Genomic DNA, 21,728 nt, shown 5'->3' with positions numbered 1-21,728 from the left:
CGGTGCTGGTGCAGCACTCGGCCGGCGCCCCCGGCGCCAACGGTCCGCTGACCGCCGTGCAGCGGGTGCTCGCCTCGCCCCTGGCCGACAGGTACGAGTTCGTCCGGATGCACCAGCACACCGGCAACGGCAGCCTGAACGTGCCGCTGCTCCGCGAGTGGGTGCGGCTGCTCCGACGGGTCCGCCCGGATCTGGTGCACGTGCGGGGTCTGCAGAACGAGGGCTTCCACGGCGTGCTCGCCGCCCGCCTCGCCGGCTGCCCGCGGATCCTGGTCACCGTGCACGGCACCGTACGTGACCTGTGTCAGCCGGGCCGCCCCTGGCGGCGTCGACTGCTCGTGCACGGGGCCGAGCCGATGACGCTGCGCCTGGCCACCCACGTCGGCGCCGTCTGTGCGTACGCCGCCGGCCGGGATTTCCTGCGCGACCTGGGCGGGAAGTTCGTCGGGGTGATCCCCAACGGCGTCCCACTGCCGGCACGGCCCCGCGCGGCCCGGGACCGGGTCCGCGCCGAGCTGGGCCTGCGCCCCGACGACGTGGCGATGATCGCGGTGTCCCGGCTGACCTGGGAGAAGGGGTACGGCGTCCTCGCCGACGCGGTACGCCGGTTGCCGCCGTCGGCCACCCGCCGGGTGCTGCTGGTCGCCGGCGACGGACCCGACCGGGACGGGATCGCGGCCGCGCTGTCCGAGGCCGGACAGGTCGAGGTACGCCTGCTCGGCAACCGTCTCGACGTACCGGACCTGCTCGCCGCGGCGGACCTCTTCGTCTTCCCGACCCTGCACGAGAACCTCTCCAACGCGCTGCTCGAGGCGATGGCGTACGGGCTGCCGGTGGTCGCGTCGGCGGTGGGCGGCAACGTCGAGGTGCTGCGCTCCGGCGGCGGCCGGCTGGTGCCGGCCGGCGACCCGGGCGCCCTGGCCGATGCGCTCACACCGCTGCTTGACGACCCCGCCGAGCGGCGCCGGCTGGGGGAGTTGGGTCGCACGGTGGTGGCCGAGGGCTACCGCCTCGACGTCATGCTCGGTCGCCTCGACCGGGTCTACCAGCAGATCCTCGGGGAGTGACGGTGGTGCGGCGACGCAGCCCACGGGTCACCCTGCTGGGCTTCACGGTGCCGGACGACCTGCTCGCCGAGATCATCGCCCGGGACACCCACCTGCCCACCCAGACGCACACCTTCGCCTGGGGCCTCGTGCGGAGCCTGCGGGCCGCCGACTGTCCGGTGCACCTGCTCTCCGCGGCGCCGGTGTCCACCTGGCCGGGCAACCGGCAGATCCGGTTCCGGGCGGGTCGGTTCCGCCAGGACGACGTGGACGGTCACCTGCTGGCGTTCGTGAACCTGCTCGGCCTCAAGCACGTCACCCGGTTCCTGGCCGCCTGGCGTACCGGAAGCCGGGCGCTGCGCGAGCGGGAAGCCGACGTGCTGCTGGTGCACGGCGTGCACTCGCCGTTCCTCTGGTTCGGTGTGCTGCGGGCCCGCCGCTGCGGCGTCCGCGTGGTGCCGGTGCTCACCGACCCGCCGGGTGTCATGCTGCCCACCGACGGCCGGCTGGTCCGGCTGCTGCGCGGGCTCGACGTCGCACTGGTCCGGGCCGCCCTCGCCCGCTGCTGCGGGGTGATCGCGCTGACCGCCGCGCTCGCCGAGGACTTCGCGCCCGGCCGGCCACGGCTGGTGCTCGAGGGAATCAGTTGCGCCGACCCGGCGGGCCCACCGGTGCCGCCCGGGGCGACCAGGGACATCGTGTACGCGGGGGGCCTGAGCCGGGCCTACGGCGTCGACCGGCTGGTCGAGGCGTTCCGCGGTCTTCCCGGGGACGACCTGCGGCTGTGCGTGTACGGCCGGGGCGAGCTGGCGGGTTGGCTGCGGGACCAGGCCACCGTGGATCGGCGCATCCTGCCCCCCGCGCTGCTGCCCCGGCAGGAGTTGCTGCCCCGGCTGGCTCGGGCGACCGTGCTGGTGAATCCGCGCCCGGTGGACCAGGACTTCGTCCGCTGGTCCTTTCCGTCGAAGATCATCGAGTATCTCGCCGCCGGGGTGCCGGTGGTGAGCACCCGACTGCCCGGCATCCCAGCGGAGTACGCGCCGTGGCTGTCCTTCGCCGAGCCGGACACGGCCGCCGGGCTGCGGACAGCCGTCAGCCGGGTGCTGGAGCTGCCGGCGGAGCAGGCCCGGGCGCTGGGGGCGGGCGGGGCCCGCTTCGTGCGGGAGACGCGCGACCCGGCCACCCAGGGTCGCCGCCTGAGCGACTTCCTGGCCGGGCTGCCCGAGCAGCGCGGCGCTCAACCCCGCCCGCGCGTCGCGGCCTTGCTGAGCAGGTCCTCGATCTGGTCGACGCCGACCCGCAACGACATCCGGTCCAGGTAGAGCTGGCGACCCCGACGGCCCATCGCGAGCCGCTGCTCGGCCGGCACCGCGGCGGCGGCGGCGAACTGGTCGGCCAACGCCCGCCAGTCGTCCGGCGGGCAGACCAGACCCGCCCCGCCGGTGGCGACCAACCCGGCGGCGTCGCCGTCGGCCGACATCAGCACCGGGGCGCCGCAGGCCAGCGCGGCCTGCAACTTCGACGGAACCGTCCCGCGTAGCCAGGGCAGGTCGCGGAGCATGACCAACTGGTAGTCGGCGACCGCGTACAGCTCGGCCATCTCGACGGCCGGACGCCGACCGACGAACCGCACGTTGTCCGCACCCAGCTCGTCGGCGAGACGCCGGGCCTGTTCCGCGCCCAACCCGGTGCCGACGAAGACCAGGTCCACCGCGTCCGGCACCGCGGCGGCGGCACGGATGGCAACGTCGACGCCCTGCAACAAACCCAGGTTGCCGGCGAACATCACCGTCGTCCGCCCTCGGTGACCGATCGTCGCTCGGGCCGTGTCGGTGCCGTCCACCGGCCGGAACATCGCCTCGTCGGTCCAGTTGAACACGGTACGCACCACACCCGGGTCGACACCGCGCTCGATGACCTGTTCGGCCATGGCGGGCGCGATCACCGCGATGCCGTCGCAGGCCCGGTAGATCCGGCGCATCGTGCCGGTCAGCACCCGGTCCATCGCCCGCCCGGCCAGCCCCGGTGGGGCCATCCCGGACGCCGACACCGACTCCGGCCACAGGTCCTGCACGTGCAGGACCGCCGGGACGCCGCGCAGCAACCGCAGCAGACCGGCGGCGGCGTACGCGGTGGGCGGCGGGTGGTAGACGTAGAGCGCGTCGACGCCGCGCAGGTGGCGCGGGGCGGCCAGGGTGCTGGTGGTGGCGAAGGAGAGGTAGCTCGCCGCCCGGCGCAGGCCGGAACGGTCGTGGCTCGGGTACGCGGGCACCCGGCGAACGGTCACCCCGCGATCGGTGGCCCGGTGGTGCCAGCGCTGCTGCCAACCCGGGTAGGTCCGACCGAGAGGCAGGCTGGGAAAGGTCGTCAGCACCCGCACCTCGTGGCCGCGGCGGGCCAACTCCGTAGCCAGTTGACCCGGCACGAAGGCGCTCTCCGGCGGGTACCACTGGCTGATCAGTCCGATTCGCATGCGCCCGGCACTCCCGTCGACGGCAACTCGCCCACCTGGGGCGGACAACTGACGGAAGGGATCGAAGGACACGCGGAACGGGGTCAGCTTCGCGTGACGTGCGAGAAGAGCACTCGTTGTCACACTGGTGGCCGCCTGGGGCCGAGTCCGACGGGAGACGCGTTGAAGGTAGTCGTGACCGGTGGCGCGGGATTCATCGGCGCCAACCTGGTACGGGCGCTCGACGAGGCACCCCAGGTGACCGACGTCGTGGTCGTCGACGACCTCTCCACCGGCCGGTTGGACAACCTGCACGACCAGCCCGTCCGGCTGCGCCTGGGCACCGTGCTCGACCCGGATCTGCTGGACGAGACGTTCGCCGGCGCGGCCAGCGTGGTGCACCTGGGCGCTCTCGGCTCGGTGCCGCGCTCCATCGACCGGCCGCTGCCCAGCCACCACGTCAACGCCACCGGGACGTTGATGGTGCTGGAGGCCGCCCGCCGGCACCACGTCCAGCAGGTGATCCTCTCGTCCTCGTCGTCGGTCTACGGCATGAACCCGGTGCTGCCCCGCGACGAGGGGCTGCGTCCCGTCCCGGTGTCCCCGTACGCGGTCTCCAAGCTGGCCGCCGAGGCGTACGCCCTCGCCTACGCCACCTGCTACGGCCTGGGCGTGCTGCCGTTCCGCCTCTTCAACGTCTACGGCCCACGGCAGGCGACGCACCACGCGTACGCGGCGGTGCTGCCCCGCTTCGTGACCGCCGCGCTCACCGGTGAGCCGCTGCGCGTGCACGGCGACGGCCGGCAGACCCGCGACTTCACCTTCGTCGGCAGCGTCACCTCGGTGATCGTCGACGCGGTGGTCCGTCGGGTGTCCACCACCGACGTGGTGAACCTGGCCTTCGGCGCGCGGATCTCCCTGCTCGACATGATCGCCGAGCTGGAGGACATCATGGGCCGTCCGCTGCCCGTGGCCCACGAGGCGCCGCGACCGGGTGACGTGCGGGACTCGCAGGCCGACTGCACCCGCCTGCGGGAGTTGTTCCCCGCGGTGCGGCCGGTGCCGCTGCGCACCGGCCTGGAGCGCACGGTGTCCTGGATGGCCGGCCACGTGCGCGCCCCCCGCCCGTCCAGGGGTGCGGCACCCTTCCACCAGGTGGAGCACTGCGAATCGAATAAATCCTCGCATAGACCGACATGCTGTCCGCGCGCCCTATAGCTCGTTTGGCCCGTTTGCCGCCCAAACGCGTATCTGCTGCTGGGGCCTCTCGTTGACCCGGGTGCCGCATCCGGCGGGCTTCCGCCTGACCGCCGGAGACCGGCGCCCGCGCCGCAGCGCGCAGCGCTGTGCCGCGCCGGGTCGACGGGTGAGACCCGCCCGTCGGGTGACGAACGGGAGAACCAATGAGCGTGATGACCGCGGGCCGCCGGGTGCTGATCACCGGCGGGACCGGATCCTTTGGACAGACCATGGCGCGACGGCTACTCGACCGGGACGTCGCCGAGGTGCGGATCCTCAGCCGGGACGAGGCCAAGCAGGACGCCATGCGGCGCTCCATCGGTGACGAGCGGATGCGCTACCACGTCGGCGACGTCCGTGACATCGACACGGTGCTGCGGGCCACGCGGGGCGTCGACTTCGTCTTCCACGCGGCGGCGCTCAAGCAGGTGCCGTCCTGCGAGTTCTTCCCCCTGGAAGCCGTGCGCACCAACATCCTCGGCAGCGGCAACGTGGTCGAGGCCGCCGCGCACAACGGCGTCAGCTCGGTCGTCGTGCTCAGCACCGACAAGGCCGTCTACCCGGTCAACGCGATGGGCATGAGCAAGGCGTTGATGGAGAAGGTCGCCCAGGCGTACGCCCGGAACAACCCGAACAGCGCCACCACCGTCTCCTGCGTCCGCTACGGCAACGTGATGTACTCGCGCGGCTCGGTGATCCCGCTCTTCATCGAGCAGATCAAGGCCGGCCGCGCGCCCACCGTCACCGACCCGGCCATGACCCGCTTCCTGATGTCACTCGCCGACTCGGTCGACCTGGTCGAGCATGCCTTCCACCACGCCCGCCCCGGCGACGTGTTCATCCGCAAGGCCGCCGCCTGCACGATCAGCGACCTCGCCGAAGCCGTCTGCCAGTTGTTCGACGTGCCGTTCAAGCTGGACATCATCGGCGTACGGCACAGCGAGAAGTCGCACGAGACCCTCGCGAGCCGGGAGGAGCTGGCCCAGGCCGACGACTTCGGCGACTTCTACCGGGTGCCGCTGGACGCGCGGGACCTCAACTACGCGCTCTACATCTCCGAGGGAGAGCTGGGCGAGCGACCCGGCGAGGACTTCAACTCGGCGAACGCCACCCGACTCGGCGTACCCGACGTGGTGCGCCTGCTCAAGTCGCTGCCCGAGATCCGGGCGGAGCTGGCGCTGCGGGACCCGGTGCTGGCGTGCTGAGCGTCGCCGTCACCGGCGCCGGCGGTTTCCTCGGCTGGCACGTGCGGGTGCTGCTGCGCGCGCTCGGCTGGTCCGAACCGGCCGTGCTGACCCGTACCGATCTGGCCGACCCGGCGGTGGTCGCCCGCAAGATCGCCGGGGTGGACCGGGTGCTGCACCTGGCCGGGGTCAACCGGGGTGAGCCCGCCGACGTGGCCGCCGGCAACGTCCAGCTCGCCGCCCAGCTCGCCAACGGCCTGCGGGCCTGCCCGGACCCGCCCGCCCAGGTGGTCTTCGCCAACTCGGTGCAGGCCGGCAACGGCACCCCCTACGGCGACGCCAAGGCCACCGCCGCCGGCATCCTCGCCGAGACCGGTGTGTCAGTGGACGACGTGCTGCTGCCCAACCTGTACGGCGAGCACGGCCGACCCTGGTACAACTCGGCCGTCGCCACCTTCTGCCGGGTCCTCGCCGAGGGCGGCCAGCCGGAGGTGCACGCCGACCGGCAACTGGACCTGGTGCACGTCACCGACGCCGCCGCCCGGCTGGCCGGCGTCGCGGCGGGCGGCTCCTGGGACCCGGCGCTGCCGGCACTGCGGATCGGGGTCCGCGACCTCGCCGACCAGCTCGCCTCGTACGCCGGCATCTACCGCACCGGCGAGATCCCGCCGCTGCGCGACCGGCACGACGTGCGGCTGTTCAACACCTACCGGTCGCACTGCTTCCCGGCGCACTACCCGTTGGCCCTGCCCAGCCGGGCCGACGCCCGGGGAGAGCTTGTCGAGACGGTCAAGGCGCACGGGGGAGCGGGACAGACCTTCTGCTCCACCACCCGACCCGGGATCACCAGGGGTGAGCACTTCCACCTCGCCAAGGTGGAGCGGTTCGTGGTGCTGCGCGGCACCGCCGAGATCAGCCTGCGCCGCGTCGGCGACACCGACGTCGTCCGGTTTCCGGTGAGCGGTGACCAACCTGTGGTCGTCGACATGCCGACCATGTGGGCGCACAACATCACCAACACCGGCCCGGACGAGCTGCTGACCCTCTTCTGGACCAACGAGCTGTTCGACCCGGAACGGCCCGACACGTGGCCGGAGCCGGTCGGCGACGAACACCGGGTGCCGGTGGGCGCCCGGTGAGCGACAGGCGGAGGGAGACCACATGACCACTGTGATGACGGTCGTCGGCACCCGTCCCGAGATCATCCGACTGTCCCGGGTGCTCAGCCGGTTGGACGACACGGTCGACCACGTGCTTGTGCACACCGGGCAGAACTGGGACAGCACCCTCTCCGACGTGTTCTTCAGCGAGCTGCGACTCCGCGAACCGGACCGGTTCCTGCGCGTGGACACCACCTCGTTGGGCCGGGTGCTCGGCGGCGTCCTGGTCGGCATGGAGGCGGCGATCGCCGAACTGCGGCCCGACGCGCTGCTGGTGCTCGGCGACACCAACAGTTGCATCGCGGCGCTGATGGCCCGGCGGATGCGGGTGCCGGTCTACCACATGGAGGCCGGCAACCGCTGCTTCGACCTCAACGTGCCGGAGGAGACGAACCGGCGACTTGTCGACCACGTCGCCGACTTCAACCTGGTCTACACCGAACACGCCAGGCGTAACCTGCTCGCCGAGGGCCTGCACCCGCGCCGGATCCTGCACACCGGCTCGCCGATGCGGGAGGTGCTGGAGCACTACCGGGCCCCGATCGCCAGCTCGACCATCCTCGCGCAACTGGAGCTGGACGAAGGCCGGTACTTCCTGGTCAGCGCGCACCGGGAGGAGAACGTGGACCGGCCCGACCGGCTGCGGCGGCTGCTTGACTGCCTGGTGGCGGTCCGCGACCGCTGGGGCTACCCGGTGCTGGTCTCCACCCACCCGCGCACCCGCAAGCGGCTGGAGGCACTCGCCCCGGACGCCACCGCGTTGGACGGCATCGCCTTCCACGACCCGTTCGGTCTGCTCGACTACGTGCACCTGCAGACGAAGGCGTTCTGCACCCTCTCCGACAGCGGGACGATAAGTGAGGAAGCCGCCATCCTCGGCTTCCCCGCGGTGACCCTGCGCGAGTCCATCGAACGCCCCGAGGCGCTCGACGCGGGCGGGATCATCATGACCGGTCTCGACCCGCAGGGGGTGGTCGAGGCGGTCGAGGTGACGGTGGCACAGGTCGCCGCGGACGGCGTGCCCTGCCCGGCCGACTACCAGGTGCCGGACACCTCCCGGCGGGTGGTCGACTTCATCCTCTCCACCGTGCGCCGGCACCACGACTGGGCCGGCATCCGGCACTGAGGGGTGGGCGGTCGGTGGTCCGGCGGGACCGGCCACCGGCCGCCCGACGGCGTGCTCACCGCCGCCGGCCCGCCACGTCCTCGACGATGTCCGCCACCTCGGCCGCCGCCCGCAGGTCGTCGAAGGACGTCAGGATGTGGCGGCGGGCCAACCGGCCGCACAGGCTGAGCCGACCAGCGACCCAACCCTGGTACGCCGAGTCGAGCGCCTGCACCAGAGCCGCCGGATCACCCGGCGGGACGACCCAGCCGGAGCGGTCGGTCACCGCCTCGGGCAGACCACCGGCAGCGCTGACGATGCTCGGCACACCCATCGCGCCAGCCTGTACCGCCGCGCCGGGGCCGTCGCCGAGGGACGGGGAGACGCTGACATCCGCGGCGGCGTAACAGGGCCGCACGTCTCCGACCGACTCCACCCAGGTGATCCCGGGGTCGCCGGCGACGCCGAAGCGTTCACCGAGCTGCCGTCGGTAGTCCACACCGGCAGCCGTCCAGCCACCACCGACAAGCAGCAGGTGCGCGTCCGGGTGCCGGCGGCGGAATGTCCGCCAGGCGGCCAGCAGCACGTCGTGCCCCTTGACCCCCCGACCCGAGTGCATCAACCGCTTCGGTGGGTAGACGTGCGCGACCATCACCGCCAGGAACGCGCCCTGGTCGATGCCCAACTCGGCGCGGAGTTTGGCCCGCTGGTCCGGGCCGGTGGCGTCCGGGCTGAACGCGTCGGTGTCCACCCCGTACACCGCGACCGGGCGACGCTGCGGCGGGCATCCCAACTCGCCGTACCGGGCCGAGGCGTACCGGCAGCCGCAGATCAGCACGTCGTCCAGCCGCCACAGCAACCGTTCCACAGCGCGGACCAACCGGGAATCCAGGTACGCCGGGTTCGCCACCATGTGCACCCGGCGTACCGGCAGGCCCAGCGTGGACAGTCGCACCGCGTACGCCGACGCGATCAGGTGGTACTGCACCACGTCCGGGCGGAGCCGGCGCAGCAGCGCGCGCAGCAGCAGTAGCCCGACCGGCGCGTACCGGCCCATGGTGAAGTCGTACGGGGAGCTGAGCACGTCGATGCCGCGGCGCTCCAACTCGTCGGTGAGCCGGCCGGCTCCCCGTGGCAGCACGACTGTCACCTCGTGCCCCCGGTGCCGCAACTCCTCGACCTGCGGCAGCAGCCACATCCCGCCGGTATTGGTCTTGACCAGCACCGCGATCCGGAGCTGGCGGACGCCGAGCGGCCGGCTCACACGGGGACCCACGCTCACCGGGCCGGAACTCCCTTGACCACCGTGCCGGCGGGCACGTCCCGGACCACGCAGGCGCCCGCGCCGACGGTGGCCCCCGCGCCGACCCGCAGCCCCTGCAACACCACGGCACCGGCCCCGATCAGCACCCCGTCGCCCAGGTGGCAGTCGCCGGAAACCGCCCCCAACGGGTTGACCGACACGTGGTCACCCACCGTGCAGTCGTGCGCCACCACGCTGTTCTGGTTGAGGTGCACGTGCCGACCGAACGTGACGTTCGTGGTGACCCGGGCGCCGGGAAACACGATCAGGCCCTCGCCGTAGACGGTGTCCGGGCCGACGGTGGCGTCCGGGTGCACCAGCACCGCCGCCGGCAGCCGGTACGCGCTCAGCCGCTGGTCCACCGACCGCCGCGCGGCCGGATCCCCGATGCCCAGCGCCAGGTGTGTGCCGGCGGGCTGCTCGCCCAGGCGGGTGGTGCCGCCGAGGTAGGGCACCTCCAGCCGTTGCACCCGCTTCAGGTTGACCTCGCTGGGCTGGTCGTCGACGAAGCCCCGTACCCGCCACACCGGGCCGCCGCGGGCGGCGGCGTTGACGGCCCGGACGATGCCGAGCACCTCCCTGCCGTGCCCACCGCAGCCGACGACGACGATGTCCAGGCTCACCGGCGGCCCTCTGCCGGCCCGCGACCGCCGGCGGTGGCCAGCTCGGCCGGGCCGAGGAACTCGTGGGCGGTGGCCGCGCCGGCCGCGGTGATCCCCTCCCGGAGCAGGACGGTGCGTACCGTGCGCAGCAGGATCCGCAGGTCCAGGACGAGCGAGCGGTGCCGCACGTAGTGCACGTCGAGGGCGAAACGCTCGTCCCAGCTCAGCGCGTTGCGTCCGTACGCCTGCTGGAGACCGGTGATGCCGGGGCGTACCTCGTGCCGGCGGAGCTGCTCCGGGCTGTAGCGGCTCAGGTACGCCGGCAGCAGGGGGCGCGGCCCGACCAGGCTCATCTCGCCGCGCAGCACGTTCCACAGTTGGGGCAGCTCGTCGAGGCTTGTCGTCCGCAGCCACCGGCCGAAGGCGGTGAGTCGGGCGGCGTCGTTGGCCGGTGCCTCGTCCGCGCCGCCGACTGTCATCGAACGGAACTTGACCAGGTGGAACAGTCGACCGTGCCGACCCGGGCGGGCCTGCCGGAACAGCACGGGCCGACCCATGGTGACAAGCACGGCGAGCGCCACCGCGGCGAGCACCGGCGTGGCGAGCAGCAGGCCGATGGCGGCCAGGGCCACGTCCAGGACCCGTTTGACCATGTCGTAGGGCCGCGTCATCGGTTTCCGTCCATCCGGGTGCCGGGCACTCCGTGGAGCTGGGCGGCCACGGGCGGACGGTGGTGGATCAGATCCACGGATGGCGCCTCCGATCGGACGGTAGGGAAGACCACAACTGTTGTAACGGCCGGTTTGGGGCTCAGGGCGCGGTTTCGCCGCTGGTGAGCTGAATCCACCCGTTCGGGCTTCGCGTTCGGCCGTCCGCCGGCCGGGGCCGGTAAAGTGCTGCCGGCCGCCGGCGGTACGTCCACACCAGGGAGAACGAGTGCTGCACCTGAGGGTGATTGCCCCGGCCGACCGGTCGGCCGAGGTCGTCGACCTGCTCACCGCGGCGGCGGGGGTGACGCACCTGGCCGTGCTGCCCGGTGCCGCCCGGCAGCCGAAAGGCGACCTCATCCTCTGCGACGTGGTGCGGGAGAGCGCCGACCAGGTGTTGCAGGGTCTACAGCGGATCGGTGTGGACACCAGCGGCGGCATCGCGGCCGACGACGTGGAGTTGACCCTGTCGCGCGCGGCCGAGCGGGCGGCCCGCCGGGCCCCCGGCAGCGGCGCGGACGCGGTGGTCTGGGACGAGATCGCCGCGAAGACCGGCGAGCAGACCGAACTGTCCGGCACCTACCTCGTCCTGATCGTGGTGGCGACCATGATCGCCGGCATCGGTGTGCTGCTGGACCAGCCGATCCTCATCGTCGGGGCGATGGTGGTCGGCCCGGAGTTCGGCCCCCTCGCCGCGCTCTGCGTGGCACTGCTGCGCCGCCGGCTCGGCGTGATCGGCCGCTCGGTGCAGGCGCTCTCGGTCGGTTTCCTGACGGCCATGGTGGCGACCGTGCTCAGCACGTGGGCGCTTACCGCCGCTGGCCTGGTCAGCCGGGAGATGCTGCTCGCCGAGCGCCCGCTCACCGACTTCATCTGGCGTCCGGACGCGTTGTCCTGGGTGGTCGGCCTGCTCGCCGGTGTGGCCGGCATGCTGTCGTTGACGTCGAAGAAATCCGGCAGCCTGGTCGGGGTGCTGATCTCGGTGACCACCGTGCCGGCCGCGGCGAACGTGGCGGTGGCCGCCGCCTACGGGGTGTGGGACGAGGCGGGCGGCTCGGCACTCCAGTTGGTGATCAACCTGTGCGCGATCGTCCTGGCCGGGCTGCTCACTCTCGTGGTGCAGCAGGCGTGGTGGTGGCAGCTGGCCCGCCGGTCCCGCCGTCCAGCAGCCGGGTGAGCAGCGTCCGCAACGGGATCGACTCGCCGTCGCGGCCTCCCGCGCCGATGACCAGCGGCGCCGGGCTGGGCTGCGGGTCGACGCCGAACAGCCAGGCCCGCACGCCGCCGGGCACCGTCAACAGGTGGAACCGGCCGGCCACGTCCACCGCGCGGGTGCCGGCCCGGTCGACGTACCAGCCGGTCAGCCTGGTCCGGTAGCGCCCCCGTCCGTCGTAGCCCCGGGCCGTCAGCCGGGTGGTGGGCAGCCCTCGACGGGTCGCCTCGGCCACGAACCAGGCCACCAACTCCGCCGCCTCGGCCTGCTCGGCGGCCCGTCGCCGCGCGTCCGCGTCGGCGTGTGCCCGCACCGCCCGCCGCTGCCGCTCCCGCCAGTCGCGGTCGTCGCCCTCACCCACGAGCCGACGGTACGCGACCCGACTCAGTCGAGTACGGCCAGCAGGGTGTGCCGGGCGATGCCGGCCATCACCGGGTTGGTGTCGACGTAGTACGGCAGCGCGTTGATCGCCTGCTCCAGGGCCCAGCCACGGCCCCGCTCCCAGGTGGCGTCGTCCACGCCCAACGCCCGCCGGTACGTCTCCCGCGCCCCGGGGTCCAACAGGTTCCACGCCGGCATCAGATCCACCGCGGGGTCGCCGATCTTGACCGACTCCAGGTCGATGACCGCGGCCAGCCGTCCGTCGCGGACCAGCAGGTTGCCCGGCATCAGGTCGGCGTGGATCCACACGTCGGCCGGGTCGTCCCGGCGCGCGTTCCGGCACCGGTCCCACACCTCGGCAAGCGCGGCGGTGTCGGTGAGTTCGCCGCTGAGGGCGAGGGCGGCGCGTACGTCGGCATCCTGGTCCGCCAGTGGCCCGCCCCGACCGAACCCCGGCCACGACCGCCCGCCGGTGTCGATGCCGTGCAGGGCGACCACGACAGCGGCCAGGTCTCGGGCGAAGGCGTCCGGGTCGTCGATCCGGTCGGGCTGGGCCGTCTCCCCGGGGATGAACCGGTACGCCGTCCACGACCCCGGGTACCCGTCGCCAGGTGCACCGAGGGCGAGCGGTTCGGGCACCGCGACCGGCAGGTGCGCCGCGAGCAGCACGGCGTGTTCCTGCTCCCGCCGCAGCGTGTCGCGCAACATGGGATCGGCGGAGGGTCGCAGCGGAAACCGCAGCACGAATTCCGTGCCGAGCCGGAACAGGGCGTTCACGGTGCCGGCCGAACGGAGGGGGCGCACCGGCAGCCCCCGCCAGCGCGGAAACTGTTCGGCCACCAACGCGGCGACCACGTCCGCGCTCACGTCCACCTGGTCGGCATGCATCCGCACCGCGAGATCATCACCCACAACCCCGCGGACACGCGACCCGATTTTCCGCCCGCCGCGCCTGCCGCGCCCGCCGCCCGCCGCGCTCGCCGCCCGCCCCGCCCGTCGTCGCCGGCTGACACGGGCACGGATGGCCGCGTTCGGAAACCCAACCTTCGAACGCCCCTGTCGAGCTGCCCCAGATCTGGGACGGCCCGCCTGCAACGGCCGACAACTCCAGATCTTGGACAGTTTCCGGCCGCGCGGCGGGCTGCGAGAACGAAAACTGTCCAAGATCTACCCCGAAACCGCTGGGCTGTTGCGCGCGTGGGGCGGCGGCTCTCGGGCGTTTCGGTGGCCGGCCCCGCCCCACGAATGGGGCAGCTCTACAGTGCCCACCAATGGCCCGACGAGTCGGTCGCTGCGCGTCCGAGGCCGGGGGAGGCGCCGAGGACGACCGCCCCGGCTGGGCGTCCCTGGCGCCTCCTCGAGCCGGCCGAGGGGATCAGGCCAGTCCGGCGCGGCGCAGAGCCTCCGCCATCGCGTCATTGGCCGGCGCCGGGCCGCCCTGCCGCTGCTGCCCGCCGCCCCGCGCGCCCTGGCCGCCGCGCCCGCCTTGCCCACCGCGCCCGCTCTGCCCGCCGGACCCGCCCTGGCCGCCGCGACCGCCGGACCCGCCCTGGCCGCCGGACCCGCCGCGACCGTCCTGGCCGCCGCGTCCACCCTGCGGTCCGCGCTGCGCCGGGCCGCCGCGCCCCTCCTGGCTCGTCCGACCACCACCACCAGCGGTGGCCGGCTCGTCCTCCAGGCGCAGGGTCAACGAGATCCGCTTACGGGGTACGTCCACGTCGAGCACCCTGACCTTGACCACGTCGCCGGACTTGACCACCTCGCGGGGGTCCTTCACGAAGGTCCGGGACATCGCCGACACGTGCACCAGACCATCCTGGTGCACCCCGACGTCCACAAAGGCGCCGAACGCGGCCACGTTGGTGACCACACCCTCCAGCACCATGCCCGACGTCAGGTCACTGATCTTCTCCACCCCCTCGACGAAGGTGGCGGTGCGGAACTCCGGGCGGGGATCGCGGCCCGGCTTCTCCAGCTCGGCGAGGATGTCGGTGACGGTGGGCAGGCCGAACCGGTCGTCGACGAAGTCGGTGGCCCGCAGCCCGCGCAGGATCGCGCTCCTACCGATCACCGAGCGCAGGTCCTGACCGGTGCTGGCGAGGATCCGGCGTACCACCGGGTACGCCTCGGGGTGCACGCTCGAGGAGTCCAACGGGTCGTCGCCGTCGGGGATGCGCAGGAAGCCGGCGCACTGCTCGAACGCCTTCGGCCCGAGCCGCGCCACCTTCTTCAACTCGGTACGCGACCGGAACGGCCCGTTGGCGTCCCGGTGCAGCACGATGTTCTCGGCCAGGCCCGCGCCGATCCCGGAGACCCGGGTCAGCAGCGGCGCGGAGGCGGTGTTGACGTCCACCCCGACCGCGTTGACGCAGTCCTCCACCACGGCGTCCAGCGACCGGGACAACTTCACCTCGGACAGGTCGTGCTGGTACTGGCCGACCCCGATGGACCGTGGATCGATCTTGACCAGCTCGGCGAGCGGGTCCTGGAGCCGTCGGGCGATGGACACCGCCCCGCGCAGCGACACGTCCATCCCCGGCAGCTCCTGCGAGGCGTACGCGGAGGCGGAGTAGACCGAGGCGCCGGCCTCGGAGACCATCACCTTGGTGAGATTGAGCTGCGGATGCCGCTTGATCAGGTCAGCGGCCAACTTGTCGGTCTCCCGCGAGGCGGTGCCGTTGCCGATCGCGATCAGCTCCACCCCGTGCGCCCCGGCCAGCCGGGCGAGGGTCTCGACCGACGCGTCCCACTGCCGCCGTGGCTCGTGCGGGTAGATGGTGTCGGTGGCGAGCACCTTGCCGGTGGCGTCCACCACGGCCACCTTCACGCCGGTCCGCAGACCCGGGTCCAGGCCCATGGTGGGCCGGGTGCCGGCCGGGGCGGCCAGCAGCAGGTCACGAAGGTTGGTGGCGAAGACGCGTACCGCCTCCTCCTCGGCCGCCTGCCACAGCCGCATCCGCAGGTCCGCGCCGAGGTGGATGAGGATCCGGGTACGCCACGCCCAGCGGACCGTGTCGGCCAGCCAGCGGTCGGCGGGGCGGCCCGCGTCGGACACCCCGAACCGGCCGGCGATCGCCGCCTCGTACCGGGTCGGGCCGGTCGGCACGGCGTCCGCCTCGCCGGCCTCGTCCGGCTCCATGGTCAGGTCGAGCACGCCCTCCTTCTCGCCCCGGAACATGGCCAGGATCCGGTGCGAGGGCAGCTTCGGGTACGGCTCGGAGAAGTCGAAGTAGTCGGCGAACTTGGCGCCGGCGGCCTCCTGGCCCTCGCGTACCCGGGAGACCAGACGGCCCCGCGACCACATCTGCTCGCGCAGCGTGCCGATCAGGTCGGCGTCCTCGGCGAACGTCTCGATCAGGATGGCGCGGGCGCCCTCCAGCGCGGCGGCGGCGTCGGCGACGCCCTTCTCCTCATCGACGAAGGCGGCGGCGGTGGCCCGTGGGTCCTGGGTGGGGTCGGCCAGCAGCGACTCGGCCAGCGGCGCGAGCCCGGCCTCCCGGGCGATCTGCGCCCGGGTTCGCCGCTTCGGCTTGAACGGCAGGTAGATGTCCTCCAGCCGGGACTTCGAGTCGGCGGCCATGATCTGCGCCTCGAGGGCCTCGTCCAGCTTGCCCTGGCCGCGGATCGACTCCAGCACCGCAGCCCGCCGCTCGTCCAGCTCGCGCAGATAGCGCAGCCGCTCCTCCAGGGTGCGTAGCTGGGTGTCGTCGAGCAGGCCGGTGGCCTCCTTGCGGTAACGGGCGATGAACGGCACGGTGGCGCCGCCGTCGAGCAGCTCCACGGCCGCCCGCACCTGACGCTCGGCCACGCCGAGCTCGTCGGCGATCCGCTGATGAACAGACTGGGTCACGATCTCGATCCGCCTTCGACTCGATCCGCCTTCACAGAGCGGGTACCGCCCTGCATTGTGCCGGGCGGCCCGGTGCGCTGTCGTCGCGCCCGGCCGAGTTGACCCGTCCCGCCCGACGGGGCTGAACCGCCGCGCCCGGCCGGGCGACCCCCGGACGGCCCCGCCGGGCCTGCGCTAGCGTGGCGATCATGGAAACACCTGCGGAGCCGCGCGCCCGTCGACTCTTCGGCGGCAGCGCCCGCGCCCTCGGCGACCTCGCCGCCAACCCGTTCCGCGCCGACCGGGACCGGATCGTGGGCTCGCCGTTCTTCGCCCGCCTCGGCGGGGTCACCCAGGTCATCAGCCCGGTCGGTTCCGGCCTGCTTGTGCACAACCGGCTCACCCACAGCCTGAAGGTCGCCCAGGTGGGCCGGTCGATCGCCGAGCGGCTGACGGCCGACGAGCGTTCGCGTGACCTGCTGGACAAGCTCGGCGGCTGCGACGCCGACGTGGTGGAGGCCGCCGCGCTCGCCCACGACCTCGGCCACCCGCCGTTCGGGCACCTGGGGGAGCGGGTGCTGGACCGGCTGGCCCGTCAACGCCTCGGCCTCTCCGACGGTTTCGAGGGCAACGCGCAGTCGTACCGGATCGTCACCAGCACCGAGATCCGGGGCGCCGCCACCACCGGGTTGGACCTGACCGCGGCGGTCCGCGCGGCGATGTTGAAGTACCCGTGGACCCGGCTGGACCACCCCGATCCGCACCCACGCACGATGGTCCCACCGCCGCGCGGAGCGACCCCGCCGCCGGACGACCCGGAGAGCGGCTCGTCCAAGTTCGGCGCGTACCGCACCGAACTGGACGACCTGCGGCAGGCGCGGGAGCCGTTCGCCTCTCGCATCCCGGACTGGCAGCAGACCGTGGAGGCGTCGGTCATGGACACCGCCGACGACATCGCGTACGCCATCCACGACGTGGAGGACTTCTACCGGGTCGGCGTACTCCAGCAGGGGTCGGTCTCCGCCGAGCTGATGGCCTGGCAGCGCGAGAGCGGGCAGCTCCGGGCGATCACCGACGCGGCGCTGGCCACTGCGGCGCGACGACCCGGCGCGGCCATCGAGCGGCTACGTCGCCAGTTGCACCGCAAGGACGCCTGGATCGCCGACGACGACGCGTTCGCCGCCGCCGTCGAGCACGTCCGTGAGGAACTGGTGGACGGGCTGCTGGCGATGCCGTTCGACGGCTCGATCGAGGCCGAGCAGTACGTGGCGCGGTTCTCCGCCCGCTGGTCCACCCGCTTCGTCGAGGCGATCACGGTGACCGACCAGCCGTCGGTGCGCTCCGGGTACGTGCTGCTGGGTTGCGCGCAGTGGCACGAGGTCCAGGTGCTCAAGTTCGTCCACCACCGGTTCGTGCTGGCCCGCCCGGATCTCGCCCTGCACCAGCGCGGTCAGGCCCGACTGCTGGGCACCCTGGTCGAGGCGCTCTGGGAGTGGCTGCTCGACCCGGAGGAGGAGTCCCGGTTGCCCCGCCGGCTGCACGACCTGGTCGAGTTGGCCGAGGCGGAGCTGCACCCGCGTACCCCGGACCGGATCGGTCGGGCCCGGGGCCGGGCCATCGTGGACTTCGTCGCGCAGCTCACCGACGGTCAGGCGGTGGCCATGCTGGACGCGCTGTCCGGCCGGTCCGGCGCGCTCTGGACCGACGCGTTCGTGCTGTGAGCGGCCTACCGCTCAGGCGACCGACTGCCACCACCCGTCGACGGCGGGCGGCTCGTCGACCACCACCCGCTCACCCGGGCGGGGCACGGCGAGCCGCACGTCGCGGGCCTTCGCCTCGGCCCACAGCCGGTCGACCGGCTCGGACCAGTCGTGCAGGGCCAGGTTGAACGTCGCCCAGTGCACCGGGACGAACAGGCCACCGCGCAGGTCGAGGTGGGCGGTGACGGCCTCCTCCGGGAACATGTGGATCGTCGGCCAGGCGTGGTCGTACGCGCCGATCTGCATGAGCGTCACGTCGAACGGCCCGTGTTCGGCGCCGATCTCCGCGTACCCGTCGAAGTAGCCGGAGTCACCGGTGTAGAAGACCTTGCGGCGCGCTCCGGCCACCACCCAGGAGCTCCAGAGCGTGCCGTCGCGGCGCAACCCGCGACCGGAGAAGTGCTGGGCGGCGGTGGCGGTGATCTCCAGCCCGGCGACCTGGTGCGACTCGGACCAGTCCAGCTCGATGATCCGCTCGGCGGGTACGCCCCAGCGGTCCAGGTGCGCGCCCACGCCGAGCGGCACCAGGAACGGCGCGGACTGCCCGGCCACCAGCGCTCGCACGGTGGCCATGTCGAGGTGGTCGTAGTGGTCGTGGGAGATGAGGATGGCGTCCAGCGGGGGCAGCTCGTCGAGGCGTACCGGTGGCTCGTGCAGTCGCCGCGGGCCGACCATGCCCGACGGTGAGCAGCGGTCGCTCCAGACCGGGTCGAGCAGCACCCGCCGACCCTCGATCTCGATGAGCGTCGAGGCGTGGCCGTACCAGACGATGTTGAGCTCGTCGGCGGTGTCGGCGGCCTCCGGCGCGCTGGGCCGCACCAGCGGCACGGGCGCGGTGGGTCGCCGCTTCTGCTTGCCGAAGATCAGCTCGCGGAGCACGTTGCGCCCCGGCTCGGCGACCATGGTGCGGGTGCCGGCCCGGTTGTGGAAGGTGCCCTCGCGGAACTGGGCCGAGCGGGCCGCCCGTTCGGCCCGGGCTCCGCTGAGCCGGCCACCGAGGGCCGCCGGCACGTCCCGGGCGACCCAGGCCAGCCCGGCCAGCGCGGCCAGGCCCGCCGCGCCCCGCATCCGCCGCCCGAGCGACCGTTCCACGTCCGTGCTCCGCGCTTGTGCCATTGCCGTCCCTCCGACGTGTCAGCCCTACACGGTAGTCACCCCCGCCAAGGCGTGCCTCGGCGGTCGCCACGCCGGGCCGGTCGCCGGCAACGGCGACCGACCCGGGACGGTGCGGGGTGTGCCCTAGCCGCCGTTGCTGGGACGCTGGGCGGTGACCCGGAACGTGGTGCCCGTGCCCGCGATCCGATCCACCGCGGCCAGGAACTTGGGGCCCATGGCGGCGCGGGCCTGCACCGCCGGGTGGGTGGCGCCGAAGTCCTCCGGGTTGGCCTGCCCGTCGGCGAAGAGCGCATAGGTGAGCACCGCCGCGCCGGAGTGGTCGAAGATCACGCCGGCCTCGTGCCGGGCGTCGGCGTACCAGCCGGCCTTGGTGGCGATGCGCGCCCGCCCGTCGGAGGACATGGTGCGCCGGATGCCGTCGGTGAACGCCACCGGCGACCGCAGGATGCCCAGCAGGTACGTCGTCGAGGCGGGGGAGAGCAGCGTGCCGCCGACCAGGGCGCGCAGCAGGTCGTGCGTCTCGCGCGGGGTGCTCGTGCCGAGGAAGAACCGGTTCGGGTTGGCGACCGGCTCGACCTGGGTGTTCGGGAAACCCTTGGCGACCAGGATGGAATTGATCTCGGCCGCCGGGGCGACCAGCCCGCACAGTCGTACCGCGGTGTCGTCCGAGACGGTCAGCAGGTTGGCCAGCACGTGCCCGAGGGTCACGGTGCTGGGGTACGCGCCGTCCAGGCTGAAGATGCCGTCACCGCCCGGCACGACGATCGCCGCGCTCACCTCCACCTGCTGGTCCAGGGTGAGCAGCCCTCGGTCGACCTTGTCGAGCACAGCGGTGGCAACCGCGATCTTGTTGACGCTGTACGCCTCGATCCGCCGGTCCGGGTCGGCCGCCACAGCGACCACCGGCGCGCCGGCCGGTCCGGCCACGCTGACGTACGCCTGCCAGTTGCCACCGGCCTCGGTGCTGTGCGTGGTGAAAACCGAGGCGACCCGGAGGGCGGCCCGGGCGGGCGTGGTCGGTGTGGCCCCGGCGCTCTGGGCGGCGCTTGCCGGAGCTGCGACGCCGAGCACCGTGCCGGCGGTGGCCACCGTGCCCAATCCGAGTGCTGTTCTGCGGTTCAGTCGTATGGTCAACCGTCTCCCCCATCGTGGTGCGCCAGAGCGCTTGCCGGCCCACCACCCTAGGCGAGTTGATCGATCCACAGTGCCCTCCCGAACAGTCCCGAACAGTCCCGAACGGTTCAGCCGAGCCAACGACCACCACCACCCGACTCACGGTTCGAGCACGACCTTGATGCAGCCGTCCTCCTTCTTCTGGAACATCTCGTACGCCTGCGGAGCGCGGGCCAGCGGCACCCGGTGGGTACGCAGGTCCTCCACACCCAGCGGGTCGTCGTCACCGGCGAGCAGTGGCAGGATCTCGTCGGTCCACCGGCGCACGTGACACTGCCCCATCCGCAGTTGGACGCCCCGGTCGAACATCTCCATCAGCGGCATCGGGTCCGCCTCACCGCCGTACACGCCGGACAGCGACACGGTGCCACCACGGCGCACCGCCTTGAGCGCGGCGTGCAGGACGGACAGCCGGTCCATGCCGACCCGGTCGGTCATCGTCTGGGCCAGCTTGTCCGGCAGCAGCCCGACGGCGGCGTGGGCCAGCTTGCCGCCCGGGGAACCGTGCGCCTCCATCCCGACCGCGTCGATCACCGCGTCCGGGCCGCGCCCGTCGACCAGGTCGATGAGCGCGCCCGGCACGTCTGACAGTTCACGGACGTCGAGCACCTCGATGCCGTGCCGGCGGGCCAGCTCCAGCCGCTCGGGCACCAGGTCCAGCCCGATCACCCGGCCGGCGCCGAGGTGGCGGCCGATCCGGGCGCAGAACTGCCCGACCGGGCCCAGCCCGAAGACGGCCAGGGTGCCGCCGGCCGGGGTGTCCGCGTACTTCACGGCCTGCCAGGCGGTGGGCAGGATGTCGGACAGGTAGAGGTAGCGCTCGTCGGCGCCGGTCGGCGGGACGACGATCGGGCCGAAGTGGGCCTGCGGGACGCGCAGGTACTCGGCCTGCCCTCCGGGCACCGAACCGTAGAGCGAGGTGTAACCGAACAGCGCGGCGCCCTTGCCCTCGCTGGTGACCTGGGTGGTCTCGCACTGGGCGTAGAGCTGGCGTTGGCACATCCAGCAGCTCCCGCAGGAGATGTTGAACGGCACCACCACCCGGTCGCCCGGCTTGATGCCGGTCACCTCCGACCCGACCTCCTGGACGATGCCCATCGGCTCGTGGCCCAGGACGTCACCGGGCTTCAGGTACGGCCCGAGCACCTCGTACAGGTGCAGGTCGGAACCGCAGATAGCGGTCGACGTTATTTTCACGATCGCGTCGGTCGGCTCCTCGATCCGGGGATCCGGCACCTCCTCGACCCGTACGTCCCGCTTGCCCTGCCAGGTCAGTGCCTTCATGTCCCTCGTCCCTTCTCACGCGGTCTGGAGAGACTGCTACCCGGGGTCGGGCACTTGAACCGGGCTCGATCGACTCGCGTTCCTTGAAGTCGCGGTATCCGACGCGCTGTGACAGCCCGACTTCGTGAAACCCGAGTGGATCACGCAGGATCGGCACGTGCGACCAAACGCCAG

The 21,728-nt window shown here is 72.8% G+C and carries 18 protein-coding genes; 8 read left to right on the top strand and 10 right to left on the bottom strand.

The genetic code is table 11. From position 1 onward, the window contains the following. The first annotated feature begins 2 nt into the window (after nucleotides 1–2). Together AB0F61_RS03695 and AB0F61_RS03690 are read left to right on the top strand one after the other, a co-directional pair. A complete protein-coding gene (locus tag AB0F61_RS03695; RefSeq protein ID WP_357802949.1) occupies nucleotides 3–1,067 on the top strand; it encodes a glycosyltransferase in 1,065 nt (354 codons plus the stop codon). Further along, nucleotides 1,064–2,368, top strand: coding sequence for a glycosyltransferase (locus tag AB0F61_RS03690; RefSeq protein WP_357802947.1), 1,305 nt, complete (start codon nucleotides 1,064–1,066; stop codon nucleotides 2,366–2,368). Before AB0F61_RS03695 ends, AB0F61_RS03690 begins: the two co-directional genes overlap by 4 nt. Here the strand turns inward: AB0F61_RS03690 and AB0F61_RS03685 are convergent. Beyond that, nucleotides 2,284–3,519, bottom strand: coding sequence for a glycosyltransferase family 4 protein (locus AB0F61_RS03685; RefSeq protein WP_357802945.1), 1,236 nt, complete (start codon nucleotides 3,517–3,519; stop codon nucleotides 2,284–2,286). The two genes, AB0F61_RS03690 and AB0F61_RS03685, sit on opposite strands and share 85 nt — an antisense overlap. A 162-nt stretch (nucleotides 3,520–3,681) precedes the next feature. Between AB0F61_RS03685 and AB0F61_RS03680 the strand changes: the two genes are divergently transcribed. The 4 genes from AB0F61_RS03680 (at nucleotide 3,682) to wecB (ending at nucleotide 8,207) form a co-directional block, all read left to right on the top strand. Further along, nucleotides 3,682–4,716, top strand: coding sequence for an NAD-dependent epimerase/dehydratase family protein (locus tag AB0F61_RS03680; protein WP_357802943.1), 1,035 nt, complete (start codon nucleotides 3,682–3,684; stop codon nucleotides 4,714–4,716). Nucleotides 4,717–4,901: 185 nt separating this feature from the next. Further along, entirely contained in the window at nucleotides 4,902–5,942 is a 1,041-nt protein-coding gene (locus AB0F61_RS03675; protein WP_357802941.1) for a polysaccharide biosynthesis protein, read from the top strand. Next, nucleotides 5,936–7,060 carry an NAD-dependent epimerase/dehydratase family protein gene (locus AB0F61_RS03670; RefSeq protein WP_357802939.1) on the top strand — a complete coding sequence of 375 codons (1,125 nt, stop codon included), beginning with the start codon at nucleotides 5,936–5,938 and terminating at the stop codon, nucleotides 7,058–7,060. Before AB0F61_RS03675 ends, AB0F61_RS03670 begins: the two co-directional genes overlap by 7 nt. A gap of 22 nt (nucleotides 7,061–7,082) precedes the next feature. Beyond that, nucleotides 7,083–8,207, top strand: coding sequence for a UDP-N-acetylglucosamine 2-epimerase (non-hydrolyzing) (gene wecB, locus AB0F61_RS03665; protein WP_357802937.1), 1,125 nt, complete (start codon nucleotides 7,083–7,085; stop codon nucleotides 8,205–8,207). Nucleotides 8,208–8,262: 55 nt separating this feature from the next. Here wecB and AB0F61_RS03660 read toward each other — a convergent pair whose 3' ends face one another. From AB0F61_RS03660 to AB0F61_RS03650, 3 genes are read right to left on the bottom strand one after another with little or no spacing between them, the layout of a single operon-like run. Then, on the bottom strand, nucleotides 8,263–9,468 hold the full coding sequence (locus tag AB0F61_RS03660; RefSeq protein ID WP_357802935.1) for a glycosyltransferase family 4 protein: 1,206 nt from the start codon (nucleotides 9,466–9,468) through the stop codon (nucleotides 8,263–8,265). After that, entirely contained in the window at nucleotides 9,465–10,112 is a 648-nt protein-coding gene (locus tag AB0F61_RS03655) for a NeuD/PglB/VioB family sugar acetyltransferase (protein WP_357802933.1), read from the bottom strand. Before AB0F61_RS03655 ends, AB0F61_RS03660 begins: the two co-directional genes overlap by 4 nt. Further along, nucleotides 10,109–10,762 carry a sugar transferase gene (locus tag AB0F61_RS03650; protein WP_357802931.1) on the bottom strand — a complete coding sequence of 218 codons (654 nt, stop codon included), beginning with the start codon at nucleotides 10,760–10,762 and terminating at the stop codon, nucleotides 10,109–10,111. The genes AB0F61_RS03655 and AB0F61_RS03650 overlap by 4 nt, the downstream gene beginning before the upstream one ends. Before the next feature lie 265 nt (nucleotides 10,763–11,027). On the opposite strand from AB0F61_RS03650, the gene AB0F61_RS03645 reads away from it, so the two are divergent. Continuing rightward, entirely contained in the window at nucleotides 11,028–11,975 is a 948-nt protein-coding gene (locus tag AB0F61_RS03645; RefSeq protein WP_357802929.1) for a DUF389 domain-containing protein, read from the top strand. Here AB0F61_RS03645 and AB0F61_RS03640 read toward each other — a convergent pair. The 3 genes from AB0F61_RS03640 to AB0F61_RS03630 form a co-directional block, all read right to left on the bottom strand. Further along, complete coding sequence (locus tag AB0F61_RS03640; protein ID WP_357802928.1) at nucleotides 11,905–12,372, bottom strand: hypothetical protein; 468 nt, start codon at nucleotides 12,370–12,372, stop codon at nucleotides 11,905–11,907. The two genes, AB0F61_RS03645 and AB0F61_RS03640, sit on opposite strands and share 71 nt — an antisense overlap. 23 nt (nucleotides 12,373–12,395) lie before the next feature. Then, nucleotides 12,396–13,280, bottom strand: a complete 885-nt coding sequence (locus tag AB0F61_RS03635) for an aminoglycoside phosphotransferase family protein (protein ID WP_357803225.1) — start codon at nucleotides 13,278–13,280, stop codon at nucleotides 12,396–12,398. Nucleotides 13,281–13,767: 487 nt separating this feature from the next. Continuing rightward, a complete protein-coding gene (locus tag AB0F61_RS03630) occupies nucleotides 13,768–16,242 on the bottom strand; it encodes a Tex family protein (RefSeq protein WP_357802925.1) in 2,475 nt (824 codons plus the stop codon). A 188-nt stretch (nucleotides 16,243–16,430) separates the two neighbouring features. Here AB0F61_RS03630 and dgt point away from each other — a divergent pair, with 188 nt between their 5' ends. Beyond that, nucleotides 16,431–17,942 (top strand): dGTP triphosphohydrolase, encoded by a 1,512-nt coding sequence (gene dgt, locus AB0F61_RS03625; RefSeq protein WP_357802924.1) that lies wholly within the window; start codon nucleotides 16,431–16,433, stop codon nucleotides 17,940–17,942. A 12-nt stretch (nucleotides 17,943–17,954) separates the two neighbouring features. Here the strand turns inward: dgt and AB0F61_RS03620 are convergent, their stop codons facing one another. The 3 genes from AB0F61_RS03620 to AB0F61_RS03610 form a co-directional block, all read right to left on the bottom strand. Further along, entirely contained in the window at nucleotides 17,955–19,049 is a 1,095-nt protein-coding gene (locus tag AB0F61_RS03620) for an MBL fold metallo-hydrolase (RefSeq protein ID WP_357803223.1), read from the bottom strand. Nucleotides 19,050–19,220: 171 nt separating this feature from the next. After that, nucleotides 19,221–20,231 (bottom strand): serine hydrolase, encoded by a 1,011-nt coding sequence (locus AB0F61_RS03615; RefSeq protein WP_357802922.1) that lies wholly within the window; start codon nucleotides 20,229–20,231, stop codon nucleotides 19,221–19,223. A 138-nt stretch (nucleotides 20,232–20,369) separates the two neighbouring features. Further along, a complete protein-coding gene (locus tag AB0F61_RS03610) occupies nucleotides 20,370–21,554 on the bottom strand; it encodes a zinc-dependent alcohol dehydrogenase (protein ID WP_357802921.1) in 1,185 nt (394 codons plus the stop codon). Nucleotides 21,555–21,728: the final 174 nt, after the last annotated feature.

Origin of the sequence: Micromonospora sp. NPDC023888 (assembly GCF_040639415.1) — a bacterium.
Classification (GTDB): domain Bacteria; phylum Actinomycetota; class Actinomycetes; order Mycobacteriales; family Micromonosporaceae; genus Micromonospora.
This window is presented reverse-complemented; position numbering and strand designations above follow the sequence as displayed.